The organism is Roseibium sp. MB-4, assembly GCF_053005265.1.
This window is the reverse complement of the sequence record NZ_JBRKQB010000001.1, coordinates 582278-598807: the sequence shown is the minus strand read 5'-3', so window position 1 is coordinate 598807 and position 16530 is coordinate 582278. Positions and strand designations below refer to the sequence as shown.

The 16530-nt window shown below is 56.3% G+C and carries 19 protein-coding genes; 5 read left to right on the top strand and 14 right to left on the bottom strand.

The annotated features are described in order from the left end of the window. The first annotated feature begins 87 nt into the window (after positions 1 to 87). From fliN to ACVDG4_RS02940, 4 genes are all read left to right on the top strand, one after another. On the top strand, positions 88 to 363 hold the full coding sequence (gene fliN, locus ACVDG4_RS02955) for a flagellar motor switch protein FliN (RefSeq protein WP_208981091.1): 276 nt from the start codon (positions 88 to 90) through the stop codon (positions 361 to 363). A gap of 70 nt (positions 364 to 433) precedes the next feature. After that, the gene (locus ACVDG4_RS02950) at positions 434 to 1495 is read left to right on the top strand and encodes a flagellar motor switch protein FliG (protein WP_050775945.1); all 1062 of its coding nucleotides are present in this window, start codon (positions 434 to 436) and stop codon (positions 1493 to 1495) included. Positions 1496 to 1550: 55 nt separating this feature from the next. Further along, positions 1551 to 2627 (top strand): flagellar biosynthesis protein FlhB, encoded by a 1077-nt coding sequence (flhB, locus tag ACVDG4_RS02945; RefSeq protein ID WP_447233963.1) that lies wholly within the window; start codon positions 1551 to 1553, stop codon positions 2625 to 2627. 24 nt (positions 2628 to 2651) lie between these two features. After that, positions 2652 to 3098 (top strand): BspJ family T4SS effector nucleomodulin, encoded by a 447-nt coding sequence (locus ACVDG4_RS02940; RefSeq protein ID WP_133947248.1) that lies wholly within the window; start codon positions 2652 to 2654, stop codon positions 3096 to 3098. Between the two features lie 156 nt (positions 3099 to 3254). Here ACVDG4_RS02940 and ACVDG4_RS02935 read toward each other — a convergent pair whose 3' ends face one another. The 13 genes from ACVDG4_RS02935 to nagZ all read right to left on the bottom strand — a co-directional run bounded on the left by ACVDG4_RS02935 (position 3255) and on the right by nagZ (position 14398). Beyond that, on the bottom strand, positions 3255 to 4676 hold the full coding sequence (locus ACVDG4_RS02935) for a peptidoglycan DD-metalloendopeptidase family protein (RefSeq protein ID WP_447233962.1): 1422 nt from the start codon (positions 4674 to 4676) through the stop codon (positions 3255 to 3257). Between the two features lie 283 nt (positions 4677 to 4959). Continuing rightward, entirely contained in the window at positions 4960 to 5442 is a 483-nt protein-coding gene (locus tag ACVDG4_RS02930; protein ID WP_447233961.1) for a hypothetical protein, read from the bottom strand. A gap of 76 nt (positions 5443 to 5518) precedes the next feature. Next, positions 5519 to 5962 (bottom strand): hypothetical protein, encoded by a 444-nt coding sequence (locus ACVDG4_RS02925; protein WP_447233960.1) that lies wholly within the window; start codon positions 5960 to 5962, stop codon positions 5519 to 5521. 47 nt (positions 5963 to 6009) lie between these two features. Then, on the bottom strand, positions 6010 to 6702 hold the full coding sequence (locus ACVDG4_RS02920) for a protein-L-isoaspartate(D-aspartate) O-methyltransferase (protein WP_447233959.1): 693 nt from the start codon (positions 6700 to 6702) through the stop codon (positions 6010 to 6012). 227 nt (positions 6703 to 6929) lie between these two features. Continuing rightward, positions 6930 to 7688: a 5'/3'-nucleotidase SurE gene (surE, locus tag ACVDG4_RS02915; protein ID WP_447233958.1), complete on the bottom strand. Its 759-nt coding sequence runs from the start codon at positions 7686 to 7688 to the stop codon at positions 6930 to 6932. A gap of 48 nt (positions 7689 to 7736) precedes the next feature. Continuing rightward, entirely contained in the window at positions 7737 to 9017 is a 1281-nt protein-coding gene (gene serS / locus ACVDG4_RS02910; RefSeq protein ID WP_447233957.1) for a serine--tRNA ligase, read from the bottom strand. Positions 9018 to 9085: 68 nt separating this feature from the next. Next, positions 9086 to 9886, bottom strand: a complete 801-nt coding sequence (gene tatC / locus ACVDG4_RS02905) for a twin-arginine translocase subunit TatC (RefSeq protein WP_133947233.1) — start codon at positions 9884 to 9886, stop codon at positions 9086 to 9088. Further along, positions 9883 to 10299, bottom strand: coding sequence for a Sec-independent protein translocase protein TatB (tatB, locus tag ACVDG4_RS02900; protein WP_447233956.1), 417 nt, complete (start codon positions 10297 to 10299; stop codon positions 9883 to 9885). The genes tatC and tatB overlap by 4 nt, the downstream gene beginning before the upstream one ends. A 41-nt stretch (positions 10300 to 10340) precedes the next feature. Then, positions 10341 to 10565, bottom strand: a complete 225-nt coding sequence (locus ACVDG4_RS02895; protein WP_133947229.1) for a twin-arginine translocase TatA/TatE family subunit — start codon at positions 10563 to 10565, stop codon at positions 10341 to 10343. A 144-nt stretch (positions 10566 to 10709) separates the two neighbouring features. Further along, entirely contained in the window at positions 10710 to 11825 is a 1116-nt protein-coding gene (locus tag ACVDG4_RS02890; RefSeq protein WP_447233955.1) for an ABC transporter ATP-binding protein, read from the bottom strand. Then, the gene (gene scpB, locus ACVDG4_RS02885) at positions 11825 to 12445 is read right to left on the bottom strand and encodes an SMC-Scp complex subunit ScpB (RefSeq protein WP_286189939.1); all 621 of its coding nucleotides are present in this window, start codon (positions 12443 to 12445) and stop codon (positions 11825 to 11827) included. Before scpB ends, ACVDG4_RS02890 begins: the two co-directional genes overlap by 1 nt. Before the next feature lie 82 nt (positions 12446 to 12527). Beyond that, complete coding sequence (locus tag ACVDG4_RS02880; protein WP_209002205.1) at positions 12528 to 13367, bottom strand: segregation and condensation protein A; 840 nt, start codon at positions 13365 to 13367, stop codon at positions 12528 to 12530. A gap of 11 nt (positions 13368 to 13378) precedes the next feature. Next, the gene (nagZ, locus tag ACVDG4_RS02875) at positions 13379 to 14398 is read right to left on the bottom strand and encodes a beta-N-acetylhexosaminidase (protein WP_447233954.1); all 1020 of its coding nucleotides are present in this window, start codon (positions 14396 to 14398) and stop codon (positions 13379 to 13381) included. 129 nt (positions 14399 to 14527) lie between these two features. Here nagZ and ACVDG4_RS02870 point away from each other — a divergent pair, with 129 nt between their 5' ends. Beyond that, positions 14528 to 15541 (top strand): alpha/beta hydrolase, encoded by a 1014-nt coding sequence (locus ACVDG4_RS02870; protein ID WP_447233953.1) that lies wholly within the window; start codon positions 14528 to 14530, stop codon positions 15539 to 15541. 4 nt (positions 15542 to 15545) lie between these two features. Here the strand turns inward: ACVDG4_RS02870 and ACVDG4_RS02865 are convergent, their stop codons facing one another. Next, positions 15546 to 16448 (bottom strand): DMT family transporter, encoded by a 903-nt coding sequence (locus tag ACVDG4_RS02865; protein WP_447233952.1) that lies wholly within the window; start codon positions 16446 to 16448, stop codon positions 15546 to 15548. Positions 16449 to 16530: the final 82 nt, after the last annotated feature.

Here is a 16530-nt window from a genome sequence, read left to right as displayed (position 1 = left end):
GTAGAAACCGGTGCAACCATCAAAACGGCCGATGCGGCGAATTTCGCCAGGGTTGAAGCACCAGACAAGAAAAATGCCGGCGAGACCATGGGCGATGATCGCAACCTCGATACGATCCTCGGCATTCCTGTCAATATTCAGGTTGTTCTGGGCTCTGCAACCATGCTGGTCTCCAATCTTCTCAAGCTGGGCCGCGGCGCTGTTATCCCTCTCAACCACCGTGTTGGTGAGCCTATCGACATTGTTGTGAATGGCCGTGTCATCGCCCGCGGTGAAGTGGTTGTTGTGGAAGACGACAACTCCCGTTTCGGTGTCTCGCTAACTGAGATCATCAGCTCACAAACAAGCCCGCTGGAAATCTAAACCACCCAGCCGGACGCCAGATTTCCCAAACCCTTTGATTGCCCATGCTCCTTTTGAGGAACACGCGAGAATGACAAGCCAAGCCAAAGCTGCCCCGGCTCCTGCCGCCGTCCCCAAGCCACCGGCGCCACCGATCCGGCGTTTGAATGGGGTGCAGCGTGTCGCCGCCCTGCTTCTATCGCTTGGACGGACCAGCTCCCAAAAACTGCTGCGCCATTTTGATCAGGAAGAGATCAGAATGATCACAGTTAGCGCGGCCCAGTTGGGAACGGTCGCTTCTGCGGAACTGGACAAGCTTGCCGAAGAGTTCATCGATCAGTTTTCCAACGGTACCACCTTGTTCGGCTCTGCCAACGAAGTGGAAAAGATGCTGGAAGGCGTTCTGCCGGACGAACAGCTGGCGGACATCATGTCGGATGTCCATGGCAATTCAAACCGCTCGATCTGGGACCGGCTCACAACGGTTTCGGAAACCGTGTTTGCCAATTACCTGCTGAAAGAGCACCCGCAAACGGCGGCCTTGATCCTGACGAAAATCAAGCCAAGCGCAGCCGCAAAGGTTCTCGGCCACATCCGGGCCGACATGCGCAATCAGCTGGTGCGGCGGATGTTGTCGATTAAGGCGGTGGTCCCGGAAATCATGCGCGACGTGGAAAAAACGATGCATGAGGACTTCATGCTCAACCTGTCCGGAACACTCGAAGCGGACTCCCATGCGCGCATGGCTGACATTTTGAACAAGATGGAGCGGGATCACATGGAAGATGCGCTGGAAAACCTGAACGAGATCAGGCCGAAAACGGCAGAACTCCTGAAGGGTCTCCTGTTCACCTTCGACGACATCAGCAACCTCAATGCACGTACCCGGATGGCGATCTTCGATCAGATTCCAGCAGATCGGATTGTCCTGGCATTGAAGGGAACATCAGCTGAATTCCGCGAAGTGGTCCTCTCGTCCATGACATCCCGTGCCCGTAGGATTGCCGAACATGAACTGGCAGCTGGCGAGCCGGCAGCGCAGCGCGACGTTCTGGAGGCCCGCAGCTCGATCACCAACCTTGCACTGGAAATGGCAGGACGCGGCGAAATCGAGCTCAATCCGAAACAGGATGAAGGGGCTTACTTTGCATAAGGACCACTTGTTCCGGCCGTACGGCGGTCTGCGTTTCTAAGGAGACTGCAGGGCGATGTCGGAAGAAGCGGATAAGGACTCAAAAACAGAGGAACCGACCGAGAAAAAGATCCAGGACGCAATTGAGAAGGGCAATACGCCGGTCTCCAAGGAAGCTCCTGTTCTTGCAATGTTGATCGGTGCCTTGTTGATCGGCGGTTTCGCAATAACATCTGGGGTGCGCCAGCTTGTTTCAGACATGGTGCACCTCCTGGACGTATCGGGAGGATTGGACCTTGGTAACAGCGCAGACGCACTCATGCTGTCCCACAGCCTGTCCATCAAGGTTGGGCTGTTCCTTGCGCCGATCATCGCAATTTTGTCGGCGTCCGGCCTTGCATCCGCTTTCCTTCAGAACAAACCAAGCATCGTTCCAAACCGGATCAAACCGGAACTCAGCAAGCTATCACTCAAAAAGGGCTGGTCGCGAATTTTTGGCGCCCAGGGCTTTGTCGAATTTCTCAAGGCTGTTTTCAAATTCAGCACGGTCAGCGCAATCGTGTATGCTCAGTTCCGCACTCATGAAGCGGATCTGATCAACGCCATGTTCACCGATCCAAGTGCCCTCCCCGAAATGATACTGCAGATATCTCTGCGGCTGATCTCCGGTGTCTGCATTGTCACAATCCTTCTCGTGACTGTCGATATCCTCTGGTCGCGTTCTCATTGGCGCAAGAACCTGCGGATGACCAAGCAGGAAGTCAAAGACGAGCACAAACAGATGGAGGGCGACCCCATCGTCAAGGCACGGCAGAGATCACTTGCACGCGACCGCGCCCGCAACCGCATGATGTCGGCGGTTCCCCAGGCAACCCTGGTGGTCGCGAACCCGACTCACTTCGCGGTCGCTTTGCGGTATGACGGTGAGAAAAACCCAGCGCCGGTCGTTGTGGCGAAGGGACAGGACCTGATAGCGTTGAAAATCAGGGAAATCGCCGAGACCAACGACATCCCGGTGATCGAGGACCGGCAGCTGGCGCGCTCACTTTACGCCGCGACAGAAGTGGAGCGGATGATACCACCTGAATTCTATCGCGCTGTTGCTGAAATTATCTGTTTCGTTTATTCACGCAAATCCAAGACCGCTGTATAAAACAATGAATAATGGAGGGTTTGGATGAGTAAGCTGCGTGAGGCTGCCGCAATGGAACCTGAAGCGGATGATAAAACCCGCAAGCGCCAGGCGGCAATTGCCGAGGCCTTGACCGGTTTCATTGAAGACTTGAAGCTCGTCGACGTTCTGGATTTTGCCGCTTACATCCGGCTCGAACAGCACGCCAACATCGCCGACCTTGTGAAGACCTCTGCCGAACTGTTCTTCAAGGAAGATACGCTGCGGTATTCCATGGGCGGACAGGCTGAACTCGATTGGGATAGCCTGCCACGAATAAAGCTGGACCTGGAATTCCTGAACAAAGGTGTCTGGATCTATTTCACAGTTATCCTGGCCTCGCCCGACAATTCGGTAACAGTGTCTTACGTGGAAATCCCCGACTCTGGCGGCGATCCGGACAAGGAAGCCGAATTGATGCTCGAAGCATTGAAAGATGCCCGGCTCAAATAGGTTTGCGTGTCTTGGTGCGTGGTCCTTGTGTAGCCTGAAGCAAGGGCGCATCCCTCAAAAACGAGAACTGGCCGCCCAATTCGGAGCGACCAATTCATTTTCCAGACAGCTTTGGGAACGATTGCGAAGTTGCCCTAACCTGAGGGCAGCCCCAGCTTAGCGCCGTGGCAGGTATTTCAGCGGATCGACCGGCTTGTTGCCTTGGCGCAATTCAAAATGCACTTGTGGCTGATTGACCGAGCCTGTGGCACCGGCGAGCGCGACAGGATCTCCGCGGCGCACCGTATCTCCGCGTTTGACATTCAAGACGCTGTTGTGAGCATAGGCGGAAACCCAACCTTCGTCGTGGCGGACGAGCACAAGATTGCCATACCCTTTCAGCTCATTCCCGGCATAGATAACCGTCCCATCCCCGGCCGCTTTGACCGGCGTTCCCTCAGGAACCGCCAAATTCACGCCTTCATTGCGTCCACCACCCGGTTTTGCGCCGAAATCGGAAATGATACGGCCACGAACTGGCCAACGGAACTTGGCAACAGGTTCATCGGCTTGCGGCTGAATGCTCGCAACCTCGATTGGTTTTTCAGGTGCAGCCTCCGTCTTGACCGGTGCATCTGCCGAAGAATCTGGAGCTGCAATTGGGGTTGTTTCAACCTGAATTGAGTCGTCAGAACGGTTTGTTGAGACAATCCGGTCCGGTTGACGCTTGGGAGATGGAACACTTGCGCCACCACTTGCCACGGTCTGCGGAACAGATGCGGTCACGATCGGTGCGCTCACCCCTTGAGGTTTGCTCTTTGGTAAAGCGCTGATCGGGACAACAGGAGTTGCGACAATGGCAGGTGTTGATTGAGTCACCTGCGCGAAAGTTGGTTGCGCATACGGCTTTCGATCCGGACGCGGAGCCGCTCGCGACACGTTTGGTATAGAGCCGGTAACGACATTTTCGTTCCGCGAAACAGTTGGCAGTTGCACGGCCCTCGTCTCACCGTCGGTGGTGCTCGTAGAACCGTTCCGGTCTGAATAAACATAGGTCGGGATGATCAGAGACTGCCCCGCCTGCACGCTGGACCGGCTCTGAAGACCATTGACGGATGCGACAGCCTGAATGGGCACGCCATAGCGGCGGGAGATCGACGCGAGCGTATCGCCTTGCCGGGCTTTGATCTGGGTGCCGCCAGCCGCGGTCCAGCCTTTCCAGTCCTTGCCAGCAGCAAGTGTCTCCGGCGCAGGTACCGATGGGACTTGAGCCGAGGTGATGGACGGTGCAATGGGAGCACTGACGACAGCTGGAGACGTTACGGGCGCTGGTTGACGCGGGATGGAACCGGTCGAGACAGGAGCAGACGTGTTTTGCGGCAAGCCAGCCGTCGTTCCACCGGTGCCGTTGATAATGTCCTGATAGGACGGTTGCACTGGGGCAGATCCGGTCAGGATCTCTTTCTGATTAGCGGTGCTGGCGGTGTAAATGTCGTTGGGTCCGAACCGCTCGGTGGCCGAGGAACACCCTGCAAGAGCTGCTGCTCCAAGAGTAACCTTTGCGACTTTACCCAGTAAATCCTGGCGGAGGAAACGCATCCGCTTTTTCATCGACTCAACCCAAACTGCTTTACATGGCTGCTGTGGTTAAGATTAGAAAGCAGTAAGGTTTATAAAGACTAAAGAAGAGGCCTCGAATTCCAGCCAATCTGAAAAACCTGCACGCCGCTAAAGGCCTGCAACACCCGCAATTCTGCCGATTTCCAATTCAACTCAGGGCAATTGCATAAGGTAAACGCACATCGGACCTACCGGCCAGCATCCTCCGGGCAGCCGGCTGGATCGTCCGACTCAGTTGCCTCGCATTCGCCAATTGTCGAGATCACTGCGCCCTGCAGTGGGATAACGGAATCGGTGTCAGATGAAACGTCCCATCGTCGGGCGCTCTTTGAAGAACTCGATCCCCGGCGTCGCACTGATTGAAATCGAGATCGGTCCCGCCTGTCAGTACGAGTTTATCATCGGACCGGCCCTCCAGGAAGAAACGCCCGCCGTCACACTCAATTCGGCAAAGGAGCCGGTTGCCATCCGGATCGCAGATCGCGTCCGTTTGCCACCCCTCGTTCTGCCCTTTCATCCAGACATCCAGCTTCACGACCAGCCTTGGCGTATCCGGATAGGGTTGGAACGGGCTGTCCATCCCCAAAAGCTCTTGCTTCGACGGAAAGTGGCTGATTGCTATGTCGACAGTGTTTTGCGCAGGATGATCTTTTTGGTGCTGCAGACTGTAAGTTCGCCCATAGCAATTCGGAAAACTCATGAAATAGTCTTCGAGCGGCAATTCATCCGCCAACGGCGACCCCATTCCACAAACCAAGGCAGAAACAAGGACCAAGTGTCTTTTCAACTGCAACAGCATCTTGTGCTCCTCCTATTTCGCCTCAGCAGGAATGGGCTGGCTCCAGTCCCGTATCAAGAAACCGAAAATCCAATCGTTGACCGCTGTTTCCTTCCACCACAACATTGAGCCCGGTGTTGTCATTGACCCACCGTCCAGAAATTGATCCGGCGACCGCGTCGCAACTCGATCCGAGATAAACGATTTCCTTTGCCGCCAGAATATTTCCAGTAAAGCCGTCTCCGCCCGTGAACTCGAAACGGTACTTATCGATCAGGGACGTCAGGACATAACCATTGGGATTGGATTGAATTGAATACAACAGACCGTCACCACCAATGGCGATGAATTCAACACCTGCTGCATATGAGGGCAATTGTTTTTCAACCCAGTCTTCTGCGAGAGAAGGACTTACAAGGCCCAGAATACATGTAATCAAAATAGAAAAACGCTGACACACCATACCATCCCCCAAATACGGTTTCATTCGTATCATGACGCAACGGCAGCAACAACATGCGCCATACCGGGGTTCTACAGATGTTGAGCAACACCAGGCATCAGGGAAACCCATCGGACTTCCGCCACTGTCTTGCTTGCGCCGATGCTCTCGGCTTTGGTGATCCGCACGAGCGATTGGGCTTTTCCCGGCGGGCCCAATGGAGCGATCAAAATGCCATCCGGTCTAAGCTGCGCGATCAAAGTATCGGGTATTTCCAAGACTGCCCCGTTCAGAACAATCCGGTCAAAGGGGGCTTTCTTCTCAAGACCCGAGAGCCCATCCCTGTGTTCCAGCGATACGTTTGTCTGTTTCAAGGCCGCCAGGCGTTGATCCGCCAGCTTGAGAAGGGTCTGATATCGGTCAAGACTGTAAACATGCCGGACAAGCTGTGAGAGGATTGCAGTCTGGTACCCGGACCCCGTGCCGACCTCTAAAACCGTTTGATCTGACTGCAAGTCGAGAAGCTGGAGCGCAAATGCAACCTCGCTTGGCGCGGTCATAGTCTGCCCGCACTCCATTGGAAGTGCGGTGTCTTCGTAAGCCAGATTGTGATAGCGGGCCGCAAGAAAAAGCCGTCGTGGCAGACGTTCAATGGCGGACAGAATGTTCACGGAGGCTATGCCGCGCTGACGCAAGCCAAGCACCAGGGCCGCACGCGCCTCCGCTTCATTCGGCAAGTTCGATTGCGTTGCCCGGTCGTCATCACCGGGAACGAATGCGGCCATTCACGCGTTCTCCATTACCCGCCCGCGGGAGACCCGTTTGCCGCCAGACATCCCTGGCAGCCTGCAAATGGGTCAACCATGAGAGATTCTCACCGTCACCCTGTCCTCATACTGACCGACCCGAGCGCAAAGACACAATGGCCGTTCCGGTGCGGCACCCTGTTTTCCCGGTTAAAGAACGTCTTGGGCACTCATCACAAAAGGAGACGTCGCAGCAAAAAAGGAAATCAGCCAAGACTGTCCGCCAATCGACCGACGAGATCATGCGCCGTCAGATCGATCCGAAGCGGGGTCACGGAAACATACCCATCGGCAACGGCGTGAAGGTCAGAATTATCCAAAACTGATTTTCCGCGGTCCTGGAACTTCAGCCAGTAGTAGGGATTGCCGCGGCCATCCGTCCGCTCATCAATGGACAGGCCGCTTTGTTCATGATGCCCCTGCACCGTGACCTTCACGCCCTTCACCGCATCGGCCGGACCAACCGGGAAGTTGACATTCAAGAGAGAGTACGGCGGCAGGTCGAAGGTCATCAGTTTCTTGAAGAGCTCCGGAGCATGTGCCTCCGCGACACCGTAATCCGGCTCTGATTTCGGGTTCCAGCTGTAGGCCTGGGAAACCGCGATCGAGCGGATGCCGAGGATTGCAGCTTCCATCGCCCCTGCCACTGTCCCTGAATAGGTGACGTCTTCTGCAAGGTTCTGCCCGCGGTTTATCCCAGACAGCACCAGGTCCGGCAGACCCGGAAGCACCTTACGGCAGCCCATGATCACGCAATCGGTCGGAGTGCCTTTCACAGCGAAATGCCGGTCGTCGATCTGGCGGAGGCGAAGCGGATCTCCAAGGGTCAGTGAATGCGCCACGCCACTTTGATCCGTCTCCGGCGCGATCACCCACACATCGTCGGAGAGCATCTTTGCGATCCGTTCGAGGGCGTAGAGCCCGGAAGAGTGAATGCCGTCGTCATTGGTGATCAAAATGCGCATGAAAAATCCGTTCTTGGCCAAAAGGTAGGGGTTAAGGGCCTGATGCCCTTAACTGATTTTTTCCAAACCGCCCATATAGGGCCGCAGGACGTCCGGCACAGTGATTGAGCCGTCCGCGTTTTGATAATTTTCAAGAACAGCGATCAGAGCACGCCCGACCGCGATCCCGGATCCATTCAGCGTGTGGACATGCACAGGCTGCTTGGAATCGGCAGGACGGAAGCGCGCATTCATGCGCCGGGCCTGAAAATCACCACAAACGGAACAAGACGAAATTTCACGGAACGTGTCCTGCCCCGGCAACCAGACTTCGATGTCATAAGTCTTGCGGGCCCCGAAGCCCATATCGCCAGTACACAGCGTCATTACCCGGTAATGGAGGCCGAGTTTCTGAAGGATCATCTCGGCGCAACCAAGCATCCGCTCCAATTCATTGAGCGACTCTTCCGGTGTCGTGACAGACACCAGCTCGCATTTCTGGAACTGATGCTGACGCAACATGCCCCGGGTATCCCGGCCCGCAGAACCAGCTTCAGACCGGAAACAATAGGTCAAAGCGGTAACACGCAGCGGCAGTTGATCCTCGGACATGATCTCTCCGGCCACCAGATTGGTCAGCGGGACTTCAGCGGTCGGGATCAGGTAGTGATCAGTTGTGGTCTTGAAGAGATCTTCTTCAAATTTCGGCAACTGGCCGGTGCCATAGAGCGGATCGCTGTGAACCAACAGCGGTGGCGAGACTTCCGTGTAGCCGTTTTCCTGCGTGTGCATATCGATCATGAACTGACCGAGCGCCCGCTCCAGCCGCGCTATCTGGCCTTTCAGAATGACAAAACGCGAGCCGGACAACTTGGCAGCGGTGGAGAAGTCCATCCCACCAAGCTCTTCACCAAGTTCGTAATGCTCCTTCGGCGCTTCATTGAAGGTGAACGCCGGTTTGTCGCCATGGGTCCGATAAAGCACATTGTCCGCTTCATCCGCACCTTCCGGCACATCATCATGCGGAAGGTTCGGAATGACGGCCATCGCCTCTTCCAGAGCTGCGATCAGCTTGCGTTCTTCTTCCTCACCGGACTGGATGAAGGCCTTGATCTGAGCGACTTCGTCGATCAGCTCTTGAGCTCGGGCTTCATCTCCGGAGCCTTTGGCCTTGCCGATTTCTTTGGAGGCCGCGTTGCGCCGTTCCTGGGCTTCCTGCAGCTTGGTGATGTGGGAGCGACGGGAATCGTCCAAGGCAATCAAATTGGCAGCAGAAGGCTCATAGCCCCGCTTTGCCAAAGCCTTGTCAAAGGCATCTGCGTTTTCCCGGATCCATTTGATATCAAACATCTTCGCTTCCCGAACGGCGGTCTTTGTCTAAGGACTGGCCGCCGCGGGACGAAGACTAAGCTTTAGATTTATGCCGCAGCATCCTCAGCTTCACGCTCGGCCTCACGTTCCGCGCGCTTTTTCTCCACCATCCGGACGGACAGAATGGAGACTTCGTAGAGAAGCAACGTTGGCAGCGCAAGACCGATCTGCGAGATCGGGTCCGGTGGTGTCAAAATAGCCGCAGCTGCAAAGGCACCAACGATCGCGTATTTGCGTTTCTGCTTGAGACCTTCAGCCGTCACCATGCCTGCGCGGCCCAAAAGCGTCAGGATCACCGGCAACTGGAATACTAGACCGAAAGCGAAAATCAGGATCATGATCAGACCGAGATATTCGCTCACCTTTGCGAGGTGCTCGATCGCCACTTGGCCCGACCCGCCGGTTTGCTCCATCGACAAGAAAAAGCCCATCGCCATCGGCATGACGAGGAAATAAACCAGACAGGCGCCGATCAGGAACAGGATGGGTGTTGCGACCAGAAACGGCAGGAAAGCGCCACGCTCATGTTTGTAAAGGCCCGGTGCCACAAACATGTAGACCTGGCTGGCAATCACCGGGAACGCCAGAAACAAGGCGCCGAAAAGCGCAAGTTTCAGTTGCGTGAAGAACCACTCTTGCGGCGCCGTGAAGATCATCTTTACGTGCTCCGGGTCCGGCGCGGCACGCAGGTACGGCACAGTCAGGATGTTGTAGATGTCGGTGGCGAAATAGAAGCAGATCACGAACATCGCCAGGATGGCCGCGATGGACCACATCAACCGCTGGCGCAGTTCGATCAAATGCTCGATCAAGGGCGCCTTTGAGGCGTCGATATCTTCCTGGCTCATGCCTTGGCTTCTTCCGTCACCGGCGCTTCCTCCGGCGCAGCGGGTTTCGCCGCCGAGGCTGCCGGCGTTTCAGCCGGTTTGCTCTCAGGCTTCGGGTCTGTGTCCGCTTTTGCCGCTGGTTTTGCCGGAGGGGTCTTCTTGGCCGCATCCTCTTCGATCGACTTCTTCAAGTCGCCAAGCGGATTGAAGTTTGCGGCTTCCTCGACCTGTTTCTTCATGTCGGCGATATCGGCCTGCTGCTCTGCTTCACGCAGGGCTTCATTGAACGTCGACTGAAATTCACGCGACATCCGGCGGATCTTGCCCATTGTCTGGCCAAGGGTGCGCAGCATACGCGGCAAGTCTTTCGGCCCTACGACGATAATCGCGATACAGGCGATCACCAAGAGCTCCGTCCAACCAATATCGAACATAGGTACTTTCGCCCCTTAAGGAGACGCGACGCAGATAAAGATCAGCTCGCTTTGGTCTGATCTTCCGCCTTGGTGGACTTCACGGTCTCACCGCTCTCATGATCGATGGTCTTGGGAGCATCGGCGGTATCGTCTTCAGCCATTCCCTTTTTGAAGCTTTTGATTCCCTTGGCGACATCGCCCATCAACTCGGAAATCTTGCCACGTCCGAACAGCAAAACCACCACGACTGCGATGATCAAAATCTGCCAGATACTAATACCCATACGCCAAACTCCTGATAACCGGCTTCCTCGCCCTTGGAGCCCTTGTACAAAACTGGCTCCTTGCCTGCAACAATACATGCCGGAATGTTTCTGTACTCCTAGACAGAAGGATAAGCCGGAGAATTATTCTTCCCTGATTTGGGGTCACGACCGCGGAAAGACAAGGACATCCTTGGGATCAGTGGTCACGCCTACGTCCATGCCCTGCTCCCATTCGCACCCGGCCCGCACGCGCGCCTGCAAAGGTTGGTCGAGACCTTCAACGATAATTGTCAGCAAATCGACTTCTCCGACGAATCGTTTGGACTGGATTCGCCCCCTCACGCCGCACAAACCGGCCTTGCCGAGAATAATGCCCTGCGGACGAATGCAGACATCGGCAGATCCCTGGTTCATCCCGGTCGAGGCAACAATACCGAGCGGCGTCTCAACACCGAAAGATGTCACTTTGCCTTCGATTTGATTGAGTTCGGAAAAGAACCGGGCGGCGAACAAGTCGGCCGGGTTATTATAGAGCTCGGCCGCGGTCCCGTGCTGAACGAGTTCACCGCGCCGCATCAACGCGATCTGGTCCCCCATGCGCATGGCTTCTTCCGGGTCGTGGGTCACGATGATGCAGGTGGCGCGTGTCTCGCGGATCACCGCCAGCGTTTCATCACGCACGCTGTCGCGCAGACGTTTGTCGAGACCTGAAAATGGCTCATCCATCAAAAGGATGCCCGGCCGCGGCACCAGGGCCCTGGCAAGCGCGACGCGCTGCTGTTCGCCCCCGGAGAGGGCATGCGGATAGTCTTCGGCATAGTCTACCAAGCCAACCCGCCGCAAGGCCGTCAATGCGGCCGCACTTGCGGCTTCTTTGCCCAACTTCTTGATACCGAACACCACGTTGTCCAGGATCGTCATATGCGGAAAAAGAGCATAGTCCTGAAACATCAGACCGATACCGCGCCGTTCGGGCGGGACAAATGTCTGCGGTCCGGCGATCTCCTTGCCGTTGATCAAAACCCGGCCCGCGCTTTGCCGTTCAATCCCGGCCGCAATCCGCATCAACGTCGTCTTGCCACAGCCAGAATGGCCGAGCAGGCATAAGATTTCACCCGGCGCAATCGAGAGGCTCAGGTTCCGGACGGACGGCACACCCTCATAGTCATGAGAAATATTCTCGAAGACCAGGCCTGCGGCTATCGTGGCACTTGCTGACCCGCGCGCACCCCACGTTTTCGGACCGCCATTCCAATTGGATTCGTTGGATTTGAACATCAGCTACCGGCAGTCTCATCCGTTTCTTCATCGAACAATGTGCCGTCCTCTAAAGGATCTTCGTCTTCGGTCAAGGCAGCATCGTCACTTGGCGTTGGCACCAAGAAGGACGCAGGGATCGCGCTATCAAGCAACCCTGCCCCTTTCAACTCTTCAAGACCCGGCAGATCCTTGACGTTTTCCAGACCGAAATGGATCAGAAACTGCTCGGTTGTTCCGTAAGTGACCGGACGTCCCGGGGTTCGCCTGCGGCCGCGCATCCGGATCCAGGTTGTTTCCAAAAGGACATCCAGCGTTCCTTTTGATGTCGATACGCCGCGAATTTCTTCAATTTCGGCCCGCGTTACCGGTTGGTGATACGCGATGATAGCCAGGGTCTCAAGCGCTGCGCGCGACAGTTTGCGCTGTTCTTCAACGTTGCGGTGCATCAAGTAACTGAGATCTTCGGCTGTCCGGAAACACCACTTGCCCGCAAGCCGAACCACATTGACACCGCGCGGCGCATACATCTCCTGCAGCGCTTCCAGCAGCCCGAGCACATCGGTTCCCTCCGGCAAACGGAGTGTCAGCTCTTCAAGCGACAATGGTTCGGACGAAGCAAACAGAAGTGCTTCGACCATCCGGAGGCCGCTAAGATCCTCAGAGGCTTTTTGGGGTGCCGCGACCAAATCAGCACCGCCCTCCAAGTGAAGCTGTTCCAGCTCAGACATCTTGGTCCGGTTCCTGTTCTAGGGCGCGAATGTAGACCGGTGAAAACGGCTCTCCCTGGCGGATTTCGACCTGTCCCTCTCTAACCATTTCAAGGCTGGCGGAAAAGCTGCTTGCCACGACCGTCGCCCAATCCTTGTTGTCATAAAGGTAATCGCGAAGATAGGCATTCAAAGGGGTCCATTCACTGACCCGGCCGACGAGCTTGGTCAGCAGCTCCCGCGCCTCCTGGAGTGACCAGACTGTTCTGCGCAAAACCCGGACAGATGTAACAGACTGACGCTGGCGCTGCGTGGCGTAGGCCGACAGGAGGTCGTAGACAGAGGCATCCCAGATGCTTTTGTGGACGACGGACATGGTCTCAGGTTCACCCCGGAAAAACACATCGCGCCCTGCCCGGCTGCGGGCCAGCAGTTTTTCAGAAACCTCCCGCATAGCCTCAAGTCGGCGCAAACGAAAAGCAAGCGCTGCGGCCAATTCCTCACCTGTGGGCTCGTCTTCGTCCTTTTGTTCGGGAAGCAAAAGACGGGATTTCAAATAGGCCAGCCAGGCGGCCATCACCAAATAGTCCGCAGCGAGTTCAAGACGCATCCGCCGGGCTTCGGTCACAAACTCCAGATACTGCTCAACCAAGGCCAGAATTGAGATTTTTGCGAGATCCACCTTTTGCGTGCGCGCAAGACCGAGAAGCAGATCAAGTGGCCCCTCAAAACCGTCGACGTCCACAACCAGCTGCGGATCGGACGTCGCCCGTTCCTCGCTTGTGTGCACCGCGCTCAGAAGGTCAAATGACTTGTCTGGCGCGGATGCGGGTTGTGTGTCTTGCTCCGCCATTTTGTGTCCCGTTACACTCCCGCCCAGCCTGTCAGGGATTGAAACTCTACCCAGGCCCTGTCTGCATCAAAGCCAGATTCTACCGCTTTGTATCCAGCCAAAGCCGTGTTGCAGCGCTCTAGAGAACGTCCCGCGAGGACCGGCGCGGCATCCGCAACGGCCTGCATTTCCGTCATATCGCCATTGCAGTGGAGCACGACATCGCATCCGGCATCCCAGATTTTTTTGGACCGGCTCGACACATCGCCGCCAAGCGCTTTCATCGAGATATCATCACTCATCAGACAGCCATCGAAGCCGATTTCATCGCGGATAATCCCATTTATGACCGCACTGCTCTGCGTCCCCGGATTTTCGGGGTCTATGCTCTCATAAAGCAAGTGCGCGGTCATACCCAAAGAGATGTCTGCAAGCGCCTTGAATGGCAGGAAATCCACAGCTTCCAATGCGTTTTTGTCATCGGCAACACGTGGCAGTTCAAGATGACTGTCCACCTTGGCGCGGCCATGCCCCGGAATATGTTTGATGACAGGAAGAACGCCCCCGGCGATCGCGCCGTTGATCATCTCGCGTCCGAGGATGGTAACAGTCTCCGGATCATCTGAAAGCGCGCGATCTCCGATCGCATCGACGGTGTCCGGATACCGCACATCAAGGCACGGCAAACAGTCGATTGTAATTCCCACCTCAGAAAGATCTGCGGCAATCAGCTGCGCGCCCAGGAACGCCGCCCGTTTTCCAGCGGCCTCATCCGTCTTGTAGAGATCTCCGAAAAGCTTGGGTGCTGGATATTTGCGCCAATGCGGAGGCCGTAGCCTCTGCACCCGGCCGCCCTCCTGATCGACGAGCACCGGCGCATCTGCCCGGCCGACAGCATCCCGAAAAGTCCGGGTCAATTCTCGAACCTGATCCGGACTGTCGACATTCCGGGCAAACAGGATCAGTCCCCAGGGATTATGCTCTTTGAAAAACGCTTGTTCAGCAGCGGAGAGACTTGTGCCGGCGCAGCCGGAAATAAAGGCTTTGATCATGATCATCGCTTACCGGCACCACCCCTGCCCGTCAAGAAAGGTCCGGTTCACCGGCAAGCGCACTTGCGCTCCGGATGCGAACTTGCAATCTAAGTTTCCTCGTTCTGTTTCTCATTGGAGTAACTTTCCATGCGCGCGCGCCATGACATTCCGGCCGGCACTTTGCACCGGATTTCCGTCACATCTGAAATCTTGACCCAAAACCGGCTTGGCGACCCGGCAACGCGCGAAGTGGTCGTTTATGTCCCAAATGGACATGACGGCACTGGGCTGCCGCTTCTGGTGGATATCGTTGGCTATACGTCCGGCGGCCCGGCGCATGTGAACTGGAAAAATTTTGGCGAAAACGTTCCGGAGCGCTTGGATCGGCTGATCCATGATGGCGCACTCCCCCCGGTTGTTGTCGCCTTCCCGGACTGTTTCACGCGCCTTGGCGGCAACCAGTATATCGACAGCACAGCCATGGGACCTTGGGCAACGTGGCTCACCACGGACATGCTCCAAGCTGTCGAAGGCCAATTCGGCTGTGGCGGGGACGGTAAACGCGGATTATTCGGCAAGTCATCCGGCGGTTATGGCGCCATTGTTCACGCCATGAAACACGCTGACGTCTGGTCAGCAGCGGCTTGTCACTCAGGAGATATGGCGTTTGAACTCTGTTACTTGCCGGAAATGCCAAGTGCGCTGCGGGCAATCCAGAAACATGGGTCAATTGAGGCTTTTGTTCGCTGGTTTGAAGCCGGGCCGAAGTATCCCGGCGGCGCGTTGCACGATCTGATGACATTTGCGATGGCGGCAACCTACGACCCTGATCCGTCGGCAGACACCTTCTGCGGTATTCGCTTACCGGTTGACCTTGAGACCTGCGAAATCATTGAAGACCGCTGGAATGCCTGGCTGTCCTGGGATCCTGTGCAAATGGTCGAAGCGCATACCGATTCCTTGAAATCCATGAAGGGGCTCTGGATCGATTGCGGGTACATCGACCAATACAATCTGGTCTATGGCGCACGCCGTTTGAAACGGAAGCTGGAGACCGCCGGTGTTGATCACGTCTATGAGGAGTTCAACGACACCCACTCGTCGATTGACTATCGGATGGACGAAAGCCTGCCGTTCCTTGCAAATGCTCTTTTGAAGTAGGGATCTACCGGCCCCGGCGCAGGGTCAAGACTGCGCCCCCGGCCAGGATCAGCAGCGCACCAACAAGGGCTTCTGGTCCCGGAACTTCGCCCCAAACGGCGTAACCAAACAAGGCCGAGAGGACCACGGTGGCGTAAAAAGCAGGGGCAAGTGTTGCAGCGCCAGCACGTCGGTAGGCCGAAATGTTGAAAGACTGGCCGACAATTGCGAGGGGGCCAAGCCAGGCGAACGCAAGCAGATCGCCCACCGCAACGCCGTCTCTGGCGATCAGCCAAATCACCGGCACGGCCAAAAACAACGCTGCAAACACGTTTACATAGGCCAGGATCGTAACTGTATCTTCGCGCTGGGCGATGTAGCGCATGATCAAGCTTTCCGCTGCCATGAAGAGCGCACTTGCAATCGCCGCAATAGCCCCAACGAGCGCCATCTCCGAATTCTGAGACACACTGTCGGCCGATTGAACGACGAGATAGGCGCCGAGCATACTCATCGCTCCGGCGATCCAATGCTTGCCGGTCACCAGCTCCTTCAGGATCAACCCGGCCAGGGCAATCGCAAAGATGCCTTTCGTCAATCCAATCGCGGTCGCATCCGCAAGCGGCATCACGGACGCTGCATAGACCGCACAGGCCAAGCCTCCTACACCGCACACCGCTCGCATCAAGTGGAGTTTCCATAAGGGACTTAACTGCTTGTGGAGCGGAACTTTTTTCACGCTGGCGACACACAAGATGGTTGCGGCCCCGCCTGCAAACCGAAGCCAGACGAGTGCAACGATTGGCAACACACCGCCTGCCAGTTTCCCGGCCGCAAAAATCGGCGTGAAAGCTGACATCCCCAGGAGCGCTAGAAACAGTGCCGCGGGAATGTTTTCGCGCTGGCCGATGGCGGCAGATGGTGTCACGGCGAGGGCTCCAGATCTTGAATATGATGATTGGGAACTAGCACTCAAAGGTTTGTCGAAACAGATGCCAGTTCCTCATGCG